At 59.0% G+C, this 17,041-nt stretch carries 16 protein-coding genes; 1 reads left to right on the forward strand and 15 read right to left on the reverse strand.

Features of this window, described 5'->3' with window-relative positions; genetic code table 11:
* Positions 1 to 2: 2 nt before the first annotated feature.
* From ACLIKD_RS07270 to ACLIKD_RS07340, 15 genes are all read right to left on the reverse strand, one after another.
* Positions 3 to 1,004 (reverse strand): hypothetical protein, encoded by a 1,002-nt coding sequence (locus ACLIKD_RS07270; protein WP_428827769.1) that lies wholly within the window; start codon positions 1,002 to 1,004, stop codon positions 3 to 5.
* A 26-nt stretch (positions 1,005 to 1,030) separates the two neighbouring features.
* On the reverse strand, positions 1,031 to 1,972 hold the full coding sequence (locus ACLIKD_RS07275; RefSeq protein ID WP_428827770.1) for an AAC(3) family N-acetyltransferase: 942 nt from the start codon (positions 1,970 to 1,972) through the stop codon (positions 1,031 to 1,033).
* A 10-nt stretch (positions 1,973 to 1,982) separates the two neighbouring features.
* Positions 1,983 to 2,402, reverse strand: coding sequence for a serine O-acetyltransferase (locus ACLIKD_RS07280; protein WP_428827771.1), 420 nt, complete (start codon positions 2,400 to 2,402; stop codon positions 1,983 to 1,985).
* Positions 2,399 to 3,553 carry a glycosyltransferase family 4 protein gene (locus tag ACLIKD_RS07285; RefSeq protein ID WP_428827772.1) on the reverse strand — a complete coding sequence of 385 codons (1,155 nt, stop codon included), beginning with the start codon at positions 3,551 to 3,553 and terminating at the stop codon, positions 2,399 to 2,401. Before ACLIKD_RS07285 ends, ACLIKD_RS07280 begins: the two co-directional genes overlap by 4 nt.
* Positions 3,550 to 4,653 (reverse strand): glycosyltransferase family 2 protein, encoded by a 1,104-nt coding sequence (locus ACLIKD_RS07290; protein ID WP_428827773.1) that lies wholly within the window; start codon positions 4,651 to 4,653, stop codon positions 3,550 to 3,552. The genes ACLIKD_RS07285 and ACLIKD_RS07290 overlap by 4 nt, the downstream gene beginning before the upstream one ends.
* The gene (locus ACLIKD_RS07295; RefSeq protein WP_428827774.1) at positions 4,650 to 5,924 is read right to left on the reverse strand and encodes an O-antigen translocase; all 1,275 of its coding nucleotides are present in this window, start codon (positions 5,922 to 5,924) and stop codon (positions 4,650 to 4,652) included. Before ACLIKD_RS07295 ends, ACLIKD_RS07290 begins: the two co-directional genes overlap by 4 nt.
* 17 nt (positions 5,925 to 5,941) lie before the next feature.
* A complete protein-coding gene (locus tag ACLIKD_RS07300) occupies positions 5,942 to 7,057 on the reverse strand; it encodes a glycosyltransferase family 4 protein (RefSeq protein ID WP_428827775.1) in 1,116 nt (371 codons plus the stop codon).
* Positions 7,054 to 8,553, reverse strand: coding sequence for an O-antigen ligase family protein (locus tag ACLIKD_RS07305; protein WP_428827776.1), 1,500 nt, complete (start codon positions 8,551 to 8,553; stop codon positions 7,054 to 7,056). Before ACLIKD_RS07305 ends, ACLIKD_RS07300 begins: the two co-directional genes overlap by 4 nt.
* Before the next feature lie 78 nt (positions 8,554 to 8,631).
* Positions 8,632 to 9,297 (reverse strand): exosortase-associated protein EpsI, B-type, encoded by a 666-nt coding sequence (epsI, locus tag ACLIKD_RS07310; protein ID WP_428827777.1) that lies wholly within the window; start codon positions 9,295 to 9,297, stop codon positions 8,632 to 8,634.
* 65 nt (positions 9,298 to 9,362) lie between these two features.
* The gene (gene xrtB / locus ACLIKD_RS07315; RefSeq protein ID WP_428827778.1) at positions 9,363 to 10,235 is read right to left on the reverse strand and encodes an exosortase B; all 873 of its coding nucleotides are present in this window, start codon (positions 10,233 to 10,235) and stop codon (positions 9,363 to 9,365) included.
* Positions 10,236 to 10,240: 5 nt separating this feature from the next.
* A complete protein-coding gene (gene epsG, locus ACLIKD_RS07320) occupies positions 10,241 to 11,152 on the reverse strand; it encodes a chain length determinant protein tyrosine kinase EpsG (RefSeq protein WP_428827779.1) in 912 nt (303 codons plus the stop codon).
* On the reverse strand, positions 11,149 to 12,600 hold the full coding sequence (epsF, locus tag ACLIKD_RS07325; protein ID WP_428827780.1) for a chain length determinant protein EpsF: 1,452 nt from the start codon (positions 12,598 to 12,600) through the stop codon (positions 11,149 to 11,151). Before epsF ends, epsG begins: the two co-directional genes overlap by 4 nt.
* Before the next feature lie 36 nt (positions 12,601 to 12,636).
* Positions 12,637 to 13,449, reverse strand: a complete 813-nt coding sequence (gene epsE, locus ACLIKD_RS07330) for a polysaccharide export protein EpsE (RefSeq protein ID WP_226419629.1) — start codon at positions 13,447 to 13,449, stop codon at positions 12,637 to 12,639.
* Positions 13,450 to 13,479: 30 nt separating this feature from the next.
* Positions 13,480 to 14,451, reverse strand: coding sequence for an EpsD family peptidyl-prolyl cis-trans isomerase (locus tag ACLIKD_RS07335; protein ID WP_226419630.1), 972 nt, complete (start codon positions 14,449 to 14,451; stop codon positions 13,480 to 13,482).
* A 120-nt stretch (positions 14,452 to 14,571) separates the two neighbouring features.
* On the reverse strand, positions 14,572 to 14,946 hold the full coding sequence (locus tag ACLIKD_RS07340; protein ID WP_428827781.1) for a Crp/Fnr family transcriptional regulator: 375 nt from the start codon (positions 14,944 to 14,946) through the stop codon (positions 14,572 to 14,574).
* Between the two features lie 246 nt (positions 14,947 to 15,192).
* Between ACLIKD_RS07340 and glmS the strand changes: the two genes are divergently transcribed.
* Complete coding sequence (gene glmS, locus ACLIKD_RS07345; protein ID WP_428827782.1) at positions 15,193 to 17,028, forward strand: glutamine--fructose-6-phosphate transaminase (isomerizing); 1,836 nt, start codon at positions 15,193 to 15,195, stop codon at positions 17,026 to 17,028.
* The last annotated feature ends 13 nt before the right edge of the window (positions 17,029 to 17,041 follow it).

Below are 17,041 nucleotides of genomic sequence, written 5' to 3' on the forward strand. Positions count from 1 at the left end.
CGTCAATCTTTCGCGAGGTAGGTGGGGCGGACTTCAGTTCCGAAACCCGGCCGGTAGTCCTGATAATTCACGAAGCGGAGATCGCGCCGCGTGGCCAGAAATTGTTCCAGACGCCTGATCGAGTGACGGGTTAGCGCCTTGGGATGACCAATCACGACAAAATCGTTACGCCCGAGCCGGGTATAGCGCTCGAAAGCGGCTTCCAGAAAATCGACCTTGCGCCCATCGATGGAGACCACGCTCCACGTGCGGGATAGCAATTTTTTCAACAGATCATTGCGGCCGAGCGGGATCGCCGCACCGTCACCAAAAGCCTTGTCGGTCTGGCGGCCGAGCTTTCTGAAGAAAGCCAGTTTCCAGAAAAATGCAGGGGTCACCGGATGAGCAGCGATCGGTACTTCGAGAAAACGCCCTTGCGCCACTTCCAGCAGCGGGTCATCGTCGAAGCGCCAGAACGACTTCTGCGGCGCACCGCAAAAATTGAAAAGATGCGTATCGCTCTCGCTCTGGCCGTTTTCGAAAACCGTGCTGTCGATCTCGATGCCATTCGCAGCCAGCGCCCCGGCCAGCTTCGAGAAAGGCTGTAAAACCCAGCCGCCGGCCCGGAAAGCACAGATCGACCCGGTTGGGCAAAAAGCTGCCAGCGCCTTGCAGTAGCGGCTGACAATCTCGGTAATTTGATCCTCGGCAAAATCATGCAGGCGGTAGCGCTGCGTATCGATCTGCCAGTTGCCGTCAAGCCAGCGCGTATCCTCCCAATGCGGGTGTATGTGCAACTGCAATTCATGGCCCTGTTGTTGCAGACGTTCCAAATGCCGGCAAAGCTCAGTGTATTCCCGGCGTAGCACGTCGCTCTTGCCCGCTTCGGCAGCCAACCGTAACAAAAAGCCGACATCGACAAAAAAGCTCAGCTTGCCGCCGTATGGATGAACCGCTTTGCATAAAGCCTCGCTCGGCTCGACCAGGCAATGTTCCACCGAGCCGGTACGCCGGCCGAAGAACAATTCATAGTCGAGCGAGATCAGGAAGTTCACGCCAGAAACTCCAAGGCCGAGCCAACTGCCTGCTGTTGCGCCCTATTCAGGCTTACCGGGCCGTAGATCGACTGACCGGCCAGCAGCATCTTCAACAAGGTTCGGCTGAAACCTTTGGCATCGATTACCGACAATTCCGATTCGCCAAAAGGCACGCTGCGGATCGCCCCTTCCTTTTGCAGGAAAGGCCGCGCCCGTTCGCATTCGCGAATCGCCGAAACCTTGGGGTCGTGGCAAACCGCATTGACCTCGATGGGCGAGCCGTCGCCCCGCACGCAAGGCACCTTGCGCGGCGACGGCAGATAGACCTGGATCGGCATCGCCTCGCCAAGCAAGTCTTCATAAACGTGGAAATTGGTCACCGAATTCAACCCGACCCCGAGCATCAGAATCGAACCATTGGCGACAGTGAGCTTGCGGTACGGGCTGTTCGCCCCGAATGGCGTTGCATCCCGCTCGTGATGACGAACGTAGTCGGCCGCCCGTTCGCCAAGCGCGACAATCGAATGGCTGGGATGCACGCTGCGCAATGCACCTTCCCGGGCCATCAGAATATTTGGTATCGCCCCCATCGCATTCGGTGCGCTACGCACATCAAAATCCGTCACGCCATCCAGATATTCCTTCATGGTCGTGTTGTATGGCAGTGCCGGCACCAGCAGCGTGCGGCCGGGGCCGACCAGCCGTTCGGCAAAATCAGCGGCAATTTGCTGTGGCGAACAGTCGAATTTGCCGATGTTTGAAAGGGATGAATGGAGGATGACATCCCCCTGCAAACCGAAATCATCCAGCCGGGCCAGCAAGTCTTCCAGTCGAACCTGAGTTCGCTCCTTGCGTTTTGCCTTGTCTGCCTGCCGCTTGCTCTCGGACAGCGAGCGCAACCAGTGCTGGACGGGGCGGGGCAGGTGGGGTAGGGCTTTTTTGAGGGCTTTTTTCATGGCAGAGCCTTTAATTCGCCTCGCCCAATACGCGAGCAGGAATGCCCGTCGCGGTAGCGCCAGGTGGAACGTCCTTGACCACGACAGCATTGGCCCCGATGCGTGCGCCACGACCGATCCGTACCGGGCCAAGAATTTTGGCACCGGTACCGATCATTACGTCATCCTCGATGACTGGAACGTCATGAAATTCGCCACGCCCGCCGATGGTAACGTGCGCCCCGACCAAAACGTTGTTACCGATTACCGCCCGGCGGTGGATGATGATGCCCAGCCCCTTGTAGCCAAGCAGCACCCCTTTGCCCATCTGGACACCCGGTGGTACCACAGACGAAAAGACGATACGGTTGAAGGCATAGCAAAGCTTGGGCAACACCGGGACACGCCAGCGGTGAAGATGGTTGGAAAGGCGCCAGATGGTTTGCATCATGCAGGACACCTCGGTGTGGCGAGTTCGGCACAGGTAGAACGGAAGCGCTCGATCATGGCTGGCAACGAAAAGCGGGCTTCCACCTCCTGGCGTGCAATGCTGCCTAAGGCTTGACGTGCTGGCGCGGCGGCCAGGCTTTCCAGTTGGGCAACCAAGCCGTCAATGTCGCCGGCGGTGTACAAAAGTCCATTGTGGCCATTTGCCACCTGTTCGCTAAGGCCGCCGACATTGCTCGCCACCAGTGGTTTGCCGAGCGCCATGTATTCCAGAGTGGCGATCGGGAAAGTTTCGGCGTGCGAAGTCAGTGCCATGATGTCGCAGGCGGCCACATAAGGCCGGACATCCTGCTGGAAACCGCACAGCACGACAGCATCCTGCAGGCCGAGCGCATCCCGCCGGGCTTCGATTTGCGAACGCATGATGCCGTCGCCAACCAGCAGCACCTTGGCCGGCAACCGCTTGTCGCGTAGGCGATGCAGGGCTTCGAGCAGGTCAATCTGGCGTTTCTCCTCTCGAAACCCGGCGCACATGCCAATCACCAGATCGTCCTTGGCAAAGCCCAGGCTGCGGCGTAACTGGCTGGCTTCGGCGGCGACGGCCGGAGCCGAAAAATGGGCGAGGTCAATGCCGTTGTGGATCACTTCGTCACTGCGCGGACGCACGCCAAGCGCCTTGAAAAACTGGCGTTGCAGATCACTGACGAAAACGACATGTTTGGCCATCCGGTAAAACCGCCGGTAAACCGTAAAGCGCAGCCGCTCATTCCGATTACGCTGAACATGTTCCATGCTGTGACAGACAAAGAGCAAGGGCGCGTGCGAACGGCTCAGCAGGCGGGCCAAGGTCGTCATTGCGAGAGAGTATTGCAAAGTGGCGACCAGCACCTCCGGACGAAAGTCACGGATTAGCTTGGCCAAACGGCGGATGGCGCTGAAGTCGATGCCGCCACCTGAATTGCAGCAAACAATCTGCCCAACACCTCCTTTAGCGAGTTCGCCAGCCAGTTCGTCGTACGGCTTCAGGTAGGCGACCGCCACGTCGTTGCCAAGCGCGGCCAGACCGGTGGCAACGGCGACCAGATGGCGCTCGGCACCGCCGAATCGCAGGTGGTCGGCAATGAAAAGGATTCGCAAGGATTTCGTGGCCTTCATTTGGATCCCAATTTCATTTTTCCGTGGCGTACATAGCTACGGCGAAGCAAAGCCTTGGCTGCAAAGCGCAGGTGATCGAGAACGGTGTCGAGGCGCCAGCCGTGTACGCAACCGCTCATATATTGTCGGATGGCCAGCGCGCCATCACCGGAACAGGCATAGCAGAGCCGGAACCATGCATCGCCGAGTGCCATGCGAAAAGCGGCGTCGTCGTATAGCTTGGTGCGAGTATTGGCCTCCAGAAGTTTACGTAGCCAGCGGTCGACGCGCTGGAGAAGCTCGAAATCAATGCCGTCGTAGGATGCGAAGGAGATGATCTGGTGGGCTTCGCGCTCATCACTATTGGCTTGCAGGCCTAGCCGCTTCAGCATGGGCTGCTGGATTTCCCAGAGAGCATCACGGACAGCGGCTCGGCGCGTGGTGTTGCTCAAGCTGGCGGGATTGATCCGGTAATACGTCAGAACCTCGGACAGGTTCGCCATTTCGCCAGTAGATGAAGCTGTTATTCGGGTGATGAAGTCGTAGTCCTCGGCAAAGATCGAGCGAAAGCCGCCAGCCGGTAATGCTGATCTGCGCATGGTTAGCGTCGAAGCATTGAAATTGTTTCGGAGCAACAGCATCGGCCGGATGGCGGGAGAGGGCAGTGGGAAGAGGTTTTCTCCGGGGAGCAATTCCCCATCTTCGTGCATGCGCCGGTAGCCACCTCCGAGCAGAATGCAGTGCGAGTGACTGTCGAAATACGCAAGCTGTAGCGCCAATCTGTCGGGAACTGCGACATCGTCGGAGTCGAGAAAGCCGATGAACTCGCCTTGTGCCACTTCGATGCCTGCGTTTCTGGCACCTGCCAGTCCCAGGTTTTCGGGAAGCGAAACCAGCCGCACGCGAACGTCGCTATAACTTCGGCAGATGGCAGCACAGTCGTCGGGCGAGCGATCATCGACAACGATTAGCTCGAAGTCTTTGTACGTTTGACTCAGCACGCTGTCGATCGCCGCGCGAATGAAGCGGGCCGTGTTGTAGGCCGGCATGACGATGCTTACCCGCGGTGCTTTGATGTTTCCTTTGGTGAGCGAAGCGTTTTTGTCGAAAGGGTGAGTCATAGGGCTGCTTCCGTTTTTTCGGGCAGATCATGAATGGAGCGGCTGACGCAGAACAGCAGATAGCCGGCCCAGCAAAACTGGGAAATCAAGTAGGCGATCTGGATGCCGTTCGTTCCGGAGTCTTTGACCAGTAGGAACGAGGCCAATACAAATAATCCGGCAAAAAATAATTCGCCGAACATCTGTTGGCGGACATGGACGCGGACGATCAATACCGTATTCATCGCCAGGGCCAGTGCCTTGAAAAAATCTCCAGCCAGTTGCAGGGGAAAGAGCGTCTGCATTGGATCGAAGGCAGCCGAGTAGAGCAGGCGAACAACCCAGTGGCCACCAATAAGAAGGACGGCTGAGACACAGGCGCAAAGGCCAACGACCAGCAGGAAAACGCGCTTTAGTTCGGCGATGTAGTTTGCCTTGTCTTTCGCACGGGTGAGCTTGGGGAGTAAATACAGTCCGATGGTGGTGACGAGTATGCCGAGATAAATTTCGGAAATTCGCCAGACCGCTTGCCAGTGCCCGGCGGTTTCAAGGCTAGTGGCGTCGATCAACATGTCGCGGACGAAGAGCAGTGCGACCGGGGTTGATACAGCGGTGGCAACTGACATCAAGCCAAAACTCACGAATTTCTTGGCGATCGTTGATGAATATGGGCTGCTAAAGGTTGTTGACCGGAACCAGGCTTTGCGGCGGACCAGCCACATGCTGATGAGTAGCGAGAACGGGATGGACAGGGCCATGCCGGCGAATACGCCAGTCAGGCCGGCGAGCAGGGCGCCGCCGATGGAGAAAGCGGAGGCGACAAGTCCTTGGGCGATGCTGATGCGGGTGTAGGTGGCGGAATCTTGCTGGCCGTTGAGTATGGTGAGAATGACGACGGAAGCGCTATGAAAGATGAGGGTCAAGCCGGCCAGCGCAATGTATGGCCATAAATCGGAACTCTGAAGCAGGGTTTCGGCCAATGGGGAGGCGAATGCCAGGGCGGTAAGGCCGACGACAGCAGCGGTGATCAGCGCGATTTTCAGGCCGGTGCTGATTGCTGTAGAGAAAGTGTTTGAACCGACGGGGTTCTCGGCGCTGAGACGGGTCAAGCCCTGCGAGGTGGCGCAGGTCGATAACACACAGAGCAGACCGTGAAAGTTGGCGAACTGGCCAAGCAGAGCAACGCCACTCGGACCAAGTTGGACAGCCATGACCTTGGTCGTTACCAGTCCGGAAAGAATCCGGACAAGGTTGGCAACGGCCGAGAGGATAAATGTGCTGCCCAGTTTCACGTTGTCCGATTCCTCTGTTACGGCGCAATGCCGAATGCTTTGCGGTACGGTTGCAGCACGATATCGTTTTTGTATTTCTCTTCCATGAACCGGATGCAGCGCTGACTGCAGGCGTCCAATTCAGCCGGAGCGCTGAGCAGATGGTTTACGGCACCTGCCAGGTCAGCTGGCGACGAGACGGCGACCCCGAGCCCGCGTTTCCGGATGAGGCCATCTGGGTCATAGGTGGCAACTACCGGAATTCCGCGCGCCCAGGATTGCAGGTAGGTGTTGGGAAAACCTTCGAATTCGGAGGTGTTGATGAAGATTTTGGTCTGGTCGAACAGTTCGATTGAACGAGTGTAGGGAACCGCACCGTGGAATTCGACATTGCCGTGGCTGGATGCGTAATTGCTGACCAGATCGTAGAGGTCGGGCCGATTGGCATCCTTGCCACCGGCGATCTGGATGGCGAGGCCGGGCAGCAGGTCGCAAACCGATGGAATCCAGTCGGGCCGTTTGGCTGGTTTTAGATTGGCCAGCCAGAGGACGTCGACCGGGCGATCCGCTATCGGAAGCATTGTCTCTGGCCAGTCGACCAGCATGCCGGCAATTTCGCTGTCCAGCCCGTAATTTCGGGCAAGGCTGCTGCGTTGCTTTTCGGACTGGACAAGGCGGGTTTGCGTGTTACGCAGCCCGAAGCGATAGATTGGTAGTTCATGCCGGTGTTTGAGATAGAGCGGCTGCAATTCGCAGTCGGCATCGATTGCGGCGCGGAAGACGAAGCGCTTTCGGTAGAGTTTGCAGTAGGCAGCAATGTAGCCAACAACCGGGCCGGCACAGCTTACGTAGTAAACATCGGCATCGGCTCTGCGCAGGGCGCGCAGCAAATGGGTGAGGCGTGGGTAAAGCATGCGGGCACCCGGCAGACCGGCGGACATTTTGAAGGTTTTGTGGACACTGACACCGTGGTGCCGACTACCGTCCTTCTGGCCAAAATCGCCTGTGACCACTGAAACATCAGTCCCTGCTTGGCTGAGTGCTTTGGCCAGCAGTGAGTGCTGAACCTCCTCGCCGCCGGTATTGACGTTGTCGACCTGTGTGCCGCTCAGGACGGGCCACATGAAGTAGTTAACCAGACAGACTTTGCTCATGTTGCTTGGCTCTGCAGATACGGTTTCAGGTGGTTTACCTGTGGTTCTGGTTTGGGGCGCTTTCTCAGCCCGCCGCGTCCGATCAGGATGCCGACCGCGCACCAGAGGGGAGTCTGGGCGACGGTTGGTGTGAAGCGGTCATCGCTGATGCCCTGGATGGCCATGACCAGCATTGCGACAGCGGCACCTTCGAAGAGGTGGCGCATGGCGGGATCGCTATCGTTTTTGTAGTGATGCACAAATTGTTTGAACAGATAGATCAGGAAACCAGCGATCAAGGCGCCGCAAAGAAAGCCGTAGTCGTAGAGAAGTCCGAGGTAGGCGCTGTGGGTATGTCCTACGAAAAGGATGGCGCCGTTGAGCATTGGCCTTGACCACATGATGGCCGAGGGGCCGTGCGGGAACAGCCAGGTCAACGAGAAGTCGTCGAGCAGCGGTAGCCAGATCTTGTCCAGGCGCCCGGCGGAAATTTCTCCACGATTGCCGGTGGCAACGCCGGTGCCGAGCCGCTCCATGATCGGGTCAAAGAAGATGAGCCCGACGATGGCGGCGATCATGAGGAAAACAATCATGGTGCCGATTTGCCGGCGGCGAACGAGGAAGATGGCATTGATGACAATGAAGGCTGCGATACCCGCCCGGGAGAATGTCATCAGGACGGCAATGGCTATGGCAATCAGCGCCATGAAGAGCAGGGCGCGGGAAAAGCCCTTGTGGCCGGCCAGCGAGAAGATGAGCAGAGCGTAGCCGAGGTTTAGACAAAGGCTGATTTCATTGGCATGCATACCGAGAATCGACAGGAAACCGCGGGCGTTGGCTCCCGAGAGCAGGCTGATCGAGGCGCCGGAGATGATGAAGGCACCGAGCACTGCGCCGGCCAGCATGACGCAGCCAGCCGAGATGACGTGGACGTAACGGGCCGGGTGCCTGGCTTCCTGAATGACGAGGGCCATCAGAAAAGCTGCGAGAATCACGAAGTTCGGCTTGATGAACAGGTCCCGGAAGTAGCCAAAGCCGGAACTGAAGCTGACGAGCTTCATGGTCTCGAAAGCTTGGGGAATCAAATGCACCTTGGTCGTGCCGAGGAGTGCGGCCAGCATGAATGGCAGCAGATAGGCGTAGATCAGCGAAGGTGTCCACGGGATCGAAAGCTTTCCGGCATGGCTGATGGTGTAGCTGAAGATGGTGCCGAGGATGAGCAGATTGATCGGATTCAGCCCTTGTACGCCGAGCAGCTCGCGGGGGATGAAAACGGTTCCGGAGATGTGGATCAGCACGAGGACCAGCACGGTACCAACCCGGTAATCGAGTGCTGTCCAGGCCAGGAAGATGAGGCCTACGATAAAGGCGGGGACAATGATCCCGGCAATGGGTATGGCCATCCCGAAAAAGACGACCATGAAGGCATAGCCGAGGCTCAGCAATATCCAGCGGGCTGGCGGTAAACGCTGAAAAGCTTCTGCAATGAGTTTTTGAGAAGCGATCAGGCTCGCCATGTCGGAATTTCCTGTATTTGCTACAACGCTATTGAGTGAGTAAGTCTTGAATCAAGCAGTTGTCGATTGTTCATTGGTTTAGTCGTTGGCCGACCTGCCGAGTAGTTTCTGGCGCAACTCCGGGGGCGTCGCCTGAAGTAGTTGATTGGCAAATTCGATTTGCCGGCTGTAGGCGATTTCGGGGTTGGTTTCAATGCTGGAAACACGAAACAGATAGCCATCGGGAATCAGGCCGGAGAAGGCGTATTTCATCTGGGCCAGCTGGCGGTCCACATAGCTGCGCACGATGCCGTTGCCCATGGTGAACCAGTAGGTGACCGGTTCCGTACGGTATTGATGAACTGCGACCATGCGCGTCACTGGAATCTGAGCGCCGCTGATGGCAATTACGTCGTGCTTCAGGTCGTTGATCTGGAAGCCTTGCGCGGCATAACAAACCTCTTGTCTATGGGCTCGCATCTCCCTTGTTTGCGAAGCCCCATAGGCAACGGAAAGCATGATCCGCTGCCCCTTGCTGTTGACGTAGGTGCGGCTGACGGTCTGGTCGTAAATCTGTTCCAGCGTAGCCCGCTGGGCAGGTGAGGGGTTGATTGGAACAATGCTTTCGTCAACCTTCCAGTCGCCAAACGTCTTTGGAATACTGCTGGCGATGTCGATTTTTGGTGTGCTGTCGGCGAGATGCCGGGTCGGTGTCAATGCAATGCTGCCGAGCGCGGCACAAGCCATCAGGGCAAAGATCAGCATGGCTGTCGGCAAGATGGCGAATGACTTCATCCATGGCCAGAAGGCCGGCAGCGCGGGCGCTTTGTTCATGGCTGCAAACCTTTATTCTGAGTGCTGAAGCGGAGCAGTGAGTCCGTTGCAATGATCAACATCAGGGCGGAAACGAACAGAACCATGCCGGCAAAACCATGAATGAATCCCTGGCCGGCTTCGTCTCCGAAGTAGTAAGTGATCAGGGTCAGGGTGATGACTCTAATGACGTTTGCGGTGAACGAAATTGGAACGATCAGAACGGCGAGGGCGGTATTTCGCGTCCAGGATTCATGCTTGATGATGTGGAGATAGAGCAAGCCCATCGCTTCCAGTGAAAACAGGGTATGCAACCCAGCACAGGCATCGGCGACCAGCAACTGGTACTGACCCATATAGAGGATGACGCCGTTGCGTGAGATTGGATATCCCACGGTGTAGAGGATGTTTTCGGTGACGTAGGAGACCGCGATTTTCATGGGCATGGTCAGCATATCGACAATGGCGCCGGGTAGCGGAATCATGAAGAAGAGGAAAAAAATGGGAAACCAGACGGCCTTCAGTCCCTTGCTGCCGCGCATCAATACGATTGCCGCCGGTAAAACGACAAGCAGCGAGCCGATCTCGAAGAGGGCGAGCCCCTGGGAGCGGCCAAGCGTGTAAATGATTAGACCGATGACCAGGAGCGGCCAGCCGATGGTGGGTAGTGGATCAATCGGTGCGTCCAGGAGGTCGTGGCGCAGGCTCCAGAAGAGGTAGAGGGCGACAGTGAGAACTATCGGCCCGTGAACCTGATCGTCGTTTCGCCAAACAGTGCGTGCCAAATCGACAAAGGTCGGCAAGAACAGCATCGCAATGCCCAGGAGCACCGGGAACCATTGAATGAATGGACTTGGCAGCGGTTTGCTCAAGGTATTCACGAGTTTCACCCCGGTTAATTCCCGTTGAGAACCGAGCCAACCACCGTAGCGCCGGAGTGCCGCAGCGAGTCGGTAAGTTCCCGAAGGCGGGCGGCTTGAGTGACGTCTTTCCGGCTGAGTACGATGGCTCCCCCCGCTCTGGAGGCGATCATCTGGGCATCGGCATAGGCGCCGCCGATCGATGTGTCGAAAAGGATGACGTCGAACTGTCTTTGAGCACTTTCCAGCAAGGTCAAAAACTGTGGGCGGTTGAACAGTTCCTGGGGGTTGGGCGGTATTGCGCCAGCCGGCATCACAGAGAGGCCGAGCAGGTCGGGAATGCGGACGATTGCTTCATCCATCCCGGTTCGGCCGGCAAGAACTGCGGATAGGCCGTTGCGATTGCCGAGTTTGAAAATTTCGTGTTGCCGGGGGTGGCGCAGGTCAGCATCAATGAGCAGGGTGCGCTCGCCAAGTTGCGAAAATACGACCGCCAGATTGGCGGCGATGTAGCTGCGTCCTTCCCCCCGCTCGGGGCTGGTCAGAGCCAGCATTTTGTTGCCGGACTCGCCGTCAAACCAACGCAGCATCAGTTGGCTGCGCAAGGCGCGTAGTTTTTCGACTACCGGGCTGAAGGGTTTGTAAGCGGCGACCACCTCTTCGCTGAGACTGGTGTCGCCAGGCATCAGGTAGGGGTACTCGAACTGATGGGATAGGGCGTAACGGACATCCGCTTCGGTCAGCAGACCGAGTTGAATGGCCGCATCGCCGAAGCGAAGGCCACCTTCCTTTTGTAGCTTGATGATGTTTTCGGCCGCGTCCGTGCTCAGTCGTCCGGCGTCCATCAAGATGGTACCGATGGAGCGGGAAGCCAGGCCGTGGTGTTGGGCTGCACGGGTGATGATGGTCTCACTGGGGTGGGCGAAGTTCATTGCTCTTTCACTCATGCTGGGCGTGCTTGGCGCGTCAGGAACAGGCGGCTCAAGCGCGGAAAGACGCTTGTCCAGTATTGGTTGTTTTGTTCCGGTTCAAGGACGGCAAGAACGGGAATGCCTAATGTCTGGATCAGGTCTTCGCTGGATCGAATGTGCCGTTGGCTGAACTCAAGCAGGAGAGAGGTGCCGACGCCAAGCAGAATGCCGACAAACATCGACAGCAGGATGTTGCGCATGACCTTGGGTTTCGATGCATTGAGTGGCTCGCTGGCCTGATTGAGCACCGCGACATTGGTCTGGATGCTCTGCGATTCAAGCCGGCTTTGCGTGGTGCGCTGGCCGACGGCGTCGAAGGCGCGCTGGGCGGTTTCGACTTCGCGGACCAGCAGATTGATCTCGTCGCGCTGCTTCTTCAGTTCGAGAATCCGTATTTTTTGGGCATTGACCGCGGCAACCAGTTCGCTTTCCTTTTGCTTGCTGATGTTGCCGGCGGTGCCGATTGAGCTGGTGATGCGGCCGATTTCGGCGTTCATCTTGCTTTTCAGTTCTTCCAGCTCGGCCTGTGAGCGCAGGTATTGCGGGTGGTTCTGTCCGAGGTTGCCGGAGACTTCCTTGAGGCGTGATTCCAGGCGGGCGATGTCGCCTTTGAGCTGGCTGACCAGGCCGCTTTGCATCACTTCCGGCATGGTGTCGGCGCTGCCGCTGCTTCGGCGCTTGCTGCTGGCGTCGGTGCCCTGGGCCTGGGCAATCGTCAGCTGGGTGGAGAGTTCGTTCAGCTTCTGGGTCTCGTAGTCGAGACGTTCGTCGGTGGCGACGATGCCGGACTTCTGCTGGTAGTCGGAGAGGGCGTTCTGGGCTGTATCGAGGCGCTCGCGGTATTGCTTGCTCTGCTCGTCGAACCATTTGGCATTTTGGCGCGCCGGCTCGATGCGCAATTCGAGATTGACGTCGATGTAGGCCTGGGCATAGGCGTTGGCCATGGCGGCGGCAAAAGCCGGGCTGCTGCCGGAATAGCTGATGGAGATGACATTGCTTTCGCGCGAGGGTTTTACGTCGAGTTTCTTCTGCAGCAAACTCGCCAGCCAGGGGGCAATCTGCCCCTTGCCTTCGGTGGATTCCTGCCATTGCTCCTTGATGTTGGGGTTTTCATCCATGCGCAGCATCTTGATGACGCGCATCGTCACCCGGTCGCTGTTGATGATGTCGACCTGGGTGGCCATGTAGCCGGGCGCCATCAGGCCGGGCAGGACAACCCCGGCAATCGGGTCCGGTGATTTGACGTCGAGCACGACGGCGGTGCTGGCCGTGTATTCCTCCGGCAGCAGCAGGCTGACCACGGTGGCAGTGAGCACGGTGGCCAGGAAGGTGAAGAGCACGAGCTTGCGGCGCGCCCAGAGAATCAGCAGAAATTGTTGCAGGGTCATCGGTGCATCCTTGTAGACCGGGCTGCTGTCCGGCATCCCCGGTGTTGCTCTGGCAGGTCAAAGGTCGGCATGTCAGAACAGGCTTTCGCGCACGTAGATCACGTCGTCCTGCATGACGGCTTCGTGGGCGTCGAGTGAGATCTTGGCGACTTCGCCGCCCGGCATCCGGCGGTGCACCCGGATTCGGTCTTCCGAGCCGCGCAGGGTGGGGCCGCCGGCCTGGGCCAGCGCCTGCTGGATGGTCATGCCGCGTTCGATGCGGTAGGAGCCGGAGCGCTGGGCCTCGCCGTAGATGTAGAAGACCGGGGCGCGGTGAACGTAGAAGACATCGCCGCTGGCCACCAGAATGTCATCCGCGCTCTTGTCGCCGATGTAGATGCTGGGCAAATCGATTTCCTGACGGAACGGTTTGCCGTCGCGGATACCGGTGAGGATGATTGTGTCCGACCCCATCGGGGCAATGCCGCCGGCCATGGCGAGTACGTCGGAGACCCGGGTGTTGGCCGTTTCAAGCGGGAAGCGGCCGGGCCGGTTGACCTGGCCGAGTACCGAAACCTGGTTGCCGCGTACCTGCATCAATACGATGTTGACCTGCGGTTTCTGCACGAAACCGCCTTCCTTCAAGCCGCTGGCGATGCGCTGTTCGGCGGCTTCGATGGACAGGCCGCCGATTTCGACGGTGCCGATCAACGGGTAGGTGATGGTGCCGCTTTCGGAAACGCGGGAGTCGAGCGTGAGGTCAGGGTTCTGGAAGACGACGATGCGGATGGCATCACCCTGGCCCAGTTTGTAATCAACCTTGCTCTGGTTGTCGGCAGCTGCGCCGTGCGACACGGCGAGTAGCATGCCGAGACAGCACACCAGACGGTGGATTGCCTTGATCATTGACGATTTCCTTGGTTTGGGTAGCGCGGCCTACTTGAGGCCGGCGACGCCTTTTTCGAGGGCGTTCGCCGCACCGGGGGCGGCTTTGCCGGTCTCGTTCGCCGCTGCCGGGGCGGCCGCTACCGGCGCCGGACTGGCCGGCGCTGCGGCAGCCGTCGCAAAGTCGCCGACGTATTCGATCTTGGCCGCTTCCTTCAGCTTCTTGATTTCCTCGCCCACCGCCTTGGTGTTGCGCTGGTTTTGCAGGAACTGCTGGATCCGCGGCTTGGCCGTGGTTTCATCGACCGGCCCGGACTGCGAGGCGAGTACGCGCATCACGTAGAACATCTGCGGGCCTTCGATCAAAGCGGTCTGGCCATCCTTGATTGCGGCCAATTGGGGCAGCAGTTCGATCGGCAGTTGTTCCGCCGCGCGCGTACCGGCACTGCCACGGGCCGGGATGTTCTTGCTCTTCAGCCAGCCGGCGATCTCTTCAAAGGACTTGCCGGAGGAAACATAGTTCTTCAGCTCATCGAGCGAGCCGGCGTTCTTTGGAATATCCAGTTCCTGGATGTTGTAGATGCGGCGCTTGGCGAACAGATCGGGGTGTTCGTCGTAATAGCGCTTGACCTCTTCATCGGTGGCGCGGGGCTGGGCGGCGGCGATCTGTTCGACGTAGCTGCGCGCCAGGATTTCGCGGCGGGCGGCTTCGATGTTGAGCAGCACGTCCGGGTTGCGGTCGAGTTTCTTGGCCAGGGCTTGTTCGACGGCAAGTTGCTGGTCGACCAGACGATCGAGAATTTCCTTACGGGCGCGCGGGGCGTTGTCGTTGGTGACGCCGGTGGCCTTGGCCAGCAAGCCGTTGATCTGATGTACCGAGATTTCCGCGCCGTTAACTTTCGCGGCAACCTGCGTCGCCGCGGCTTTGGCGCCGCCCTTGTCGTCGCCGCAGGCCGTCAGCGTGACAACGAGCAAGGCGCCGAGCAGTGGGGGAAGGATCTTTTGAACTTTGTTGGCGTACATCGAAGGAGCTTCCTTTTTTGAGAATGAATGCGGTCACAGCCGAAAGACCATTCTAGAAAGCCAACATGTCAAAAAGATTAAATCAGGAATATCCCTTCGTTACCGGCAGGTGGCAGGGCGTCAGGCCACTTGGCGTGGCGCGACGATCTGGTTGAGGGCGCGCAGTCGTTCGGCCATTACCCGCATGACCTGGGTGGCGAAAAACGGCGTCTGCTGCGCCAGATAGAGGAAACGTTTTTCGTCGATGGCGACGAACTGGCAATCGGTTTTGGCCAGCACGCTGGCCGAACGCGGCCCGGGTGAGACGAGGCCCATTTCGCCGACGATATTGCCGTGCTGCAGGGTTTCCACGACGCGGTTATTGACGATGACGTCGGCCGTGCCGGTCGTCAGTACGTACATCAAATGTCCGTCTTCGCCCTCGTTGAAAAGGGCTTTTCCGGCATCGACATGAACGATGTTCGGGTTGTTGGCAAAGAGTTCAAAGAAAACCATGGGTGAGTGCTCCGAGAATAAACGTATGACTTTTAGCATATGAATTTCTCGGTCGTCTTGTTCGGAATTGTTACAGCTTGCCAGTCGAATTACGTTTGCCTTGGCGATTTTCTGCCTCTGTCTCGTTTCCTGTTTTTCATCAGATTTCAATATTTGTCATGAATACTCCTGGAGGAGATGGGACAGGCGACTTGCCGGGTCCCATTGTTCGATGAACCGTTTTCCCGCAGTGCAGGAGAAGAATCAATGTGTGGCATTGTTGCTGCGGCCGCCGGTCGCGACATCGTTCCGGTCTTGCTCGAGGGCTTGCGCAAGCTGGAGTATCGCGGCTATGACTCGGCCGGTCTGGCGGTCATCAACGGAGGGCTGCATCGCTTACGCTCGACCGGCCGGGTGGTCGATCTCGAGGCCCAGGCAAAACGCGAGCAGGTCAGCGGTCTGAGCGGCATCGCCCATACGCGCTGGGCAACGCACGGCGTGCCGAACGAGCGCAATGCGCATCCGCATGTCTCGGGCGGGCTGGCCGTGGTGCACAACGGCATCATCGAAAATTTCGAGGCGCTGCGCCGCGAACTGGAAGGGCAGGGCTATCGCTTCGAATCGGATACCGATACCGAGGTCATCGCCCACCTGATCCAGGACAGGCTGCGCCAGGACGGCGAGCTGTTGGCGGCGGTTCGTTCGGCGATGCAGCGACTGATCGGCGCCTATGCCATCGCCGTCATCCGCCTCGATGATCCGCGGCACGTGGTTGTGGCGCGCCACGGCTCACCGCTGCTGCTCGGCCTCGGCCAGGGCGATACGGCGGGCTGCTACGCGGCGTCGGATGCTTCGGCCTTGCTGCAGGTGACGCGCCAGGTCATTTATCTGGAAAACGGCGATCTCGCCGAGTTGAGCGCCGACGGCTATCGCATTTTCGCGGCCGACGGCAGCCTTGCCGAGCGTCCGGTGGTCACCTCGCAACTCTCGGCCGATGCGGTGGAACTGGGCCGCTATCGCCATTACATGCAGAAGGAAATTTTCGAGCAGCCGGAAGCGCTGGCCAACACGCTGGAACTGTTGGGCGCAGCGCACTCGGTGCAGGCCGGCATTTTCGGGGCAGGGGCCGAGCCCCTGCTGGCCCACGCCGACTCGGTGCTGATCCTGGCCTGCGGCACGTCGAGCTATGCCGGCATGGTCGCCCGTTACTGGCTCGAATCGCTCGCCGGTCTGCCGTGCACCGTCGAGGTGGCGAGCGAATACCGTTATCGCCAGTCGGTGGCCAATCCGCGCCAGCTGGTCGTGGTCATCTCGCAATCCGGCGAAACGGCCGATACGCTGGCCGCCTTGCACCACGCCCAGGCGCTTGGTCATCCGCTGACTCTGGCCATTTGCAACGTGCCGGAAAGCGCCATCGTCCGCGCAACGGCGCTGCGCTTCGTGACGCGGGCCGGACCGGAGATCGGCGTCGCCTCGACCAAGGCCTTCACGACCCAGCTCGCCGCCTTGTTCCTGCTGGCCGTGCTGCTCGCCAAGCTGCGTGGTCGCCTGTCGGCCTGCGACGAGGCGGCCGAACTCGAAGCGCTGCGCCATCTGCCGGTAGCGGTGGGCCGGGTGCTGGCGCTCGAGGACGAAATCAAGGGCTGGGCCGAAGCCTTCGCCGACAAACACCATGCGCTGTTTCTCGGGCGCGGCAGCCATTACCCGATCGCCCTCGAAGGGGCGCTCAAGCTGAAGGAAATCACCTATATCCACGCCGAGGCCTATCCGGCCGGCGAGTTGAAGCACGGGCCGCTGGCGCTGGTCGATGGCGACATGCCGGTGGTCGCCGTGGCGCCCAATAACAAGCTGCTGGAAAAACTGAAATCGAATCTGCAGGAGGTGCGGGCGCGCGGCGGTGAGCTGTATGTGTTCGCCGACGCCGATAGCGCCATCGGCGAATCGGAAGGCGTGCATGTGATCCGCCTGCCCGAGCATTACGGCCGATTGTCGCCGTTGCTGCATGTGATTCCGCTGCAACTGCTGGCTTATCACGTTGCCCTGGTGCGCGGCACCGATGTCGACAAGCCGCGCAATCTCGCCAAGTCGGTTACCGTCGAATGAACGAAAGAAGGAT

Source organism: Azonexus sp. IMCC34842 (genome assembly GCF_050368855.1).
GTDB classification, from domain to species: Bacteria; Pseudomonadota; Gammaproteobacteria; order Burkholderiales; family Rhodocyclaceae; genus Azonexus; species Azonexus denitrificans_A.

What these genes read in the sequence shown, in the direction of transcription:
- epsF (WP_428827780.1), bottom strand. Translation starts at nt 12,600, where the DNA reads ATGCCGGACAGCAGCCCGGTCTACAAGGATGCACCGATGACCCTGCAA.
- ACLIKD_RS07285 (WP_428827772.1), bottom strand. Translation starts at nt 3,553, where the DNA reads ATGAAGGCCACGAAATCCTTGCGAATCCTTTTCATTGCCGACCACCTG.
- ACLIKD_RS07280 (WP_428827771.1), bottom strand. Translation starts at nt 2,402, where the DNA reads ATGATGCAAACCATCTGGCGCCTTTCCAACCATCTTCACCGCTGGCGT.
- epsG (WP_428827779.1), bottom strand. Translation starts at nt 11,152, where the DNA reads ATGAGTGAAAGAGCAATGAACTTCGCCCACCCCAGTGAGACCATCATC.
- ACLIKD_RS07300 (WP_428827775.1), bottom strand. Translation starts at nt 7,057, where the DNA reads ATGAGCAAAGTCTGTCTGGTTAACTACTTCATGTGGCCCGTCCTGAGC.
- epsE (WP_226419629.1), bottom strand. Translation starts at nt 13,449, where the DNA reads ATGATCAAGGCAATCCACCGTCTGGTGTGCTGTCTCGGCATGCTACTC.
- ACLIKD_RS07305 (WP_428827776.1), bottom strand. Translation starts at nt 8,553, where the DNA reads ATGGCGAGCCTGATCGCTTCTCAAAAACTCATTGCAGAAGCTTTTCAG.
- ACLIKD_RS07340 (WP_428827781.1), bottom strand. Translation starts at nt 14,946, where the DNA reads ATGGTTTTCTTTGAACTCTTTGCCAACAACCCGAACATCGTTCATGTC.
- ACLIKD_RS07290 (WP_428827773.1), bottom strand. Translation starts at nt 4,653, where the DNA reads ATGACTCACCCTTTCGACAAAAACGCTTCGCTCACCAAAGGAAACATC.
- glmS (WP_428827782.1), top strand. Translation starts at nt 15,193, where the DNA reads ATGTGTGGCATTGTTGCTGCGGCCGCCGGTCGCGACATCGTTCCGGTC.
- ACLIKD_RS07335 (WP_226419630.1), bottom strand. Translation starts at nt 14,451, where the DNA reads ATGTACGCCAACAAAGTTCAAAAGATCCTTCCCCCACTGCTCGGCGCC.
- epsI (WP_428827777.1), bottom strand. Translation starts at nt 9,297, where the DNA reads ATGCTGATCTTTGCCCTGATGGCTTGTGCCGCGCTCGGCAGCATTGCA.
- ACLIKD_RS07275 (WP_428827770.1), bottom strand. Translation starts at nt 1,972, where the DNA reads ATGAAAAAAGCCCTCAAAAAAGCCCTACCCCACCTGCCCCGCCCCGTC.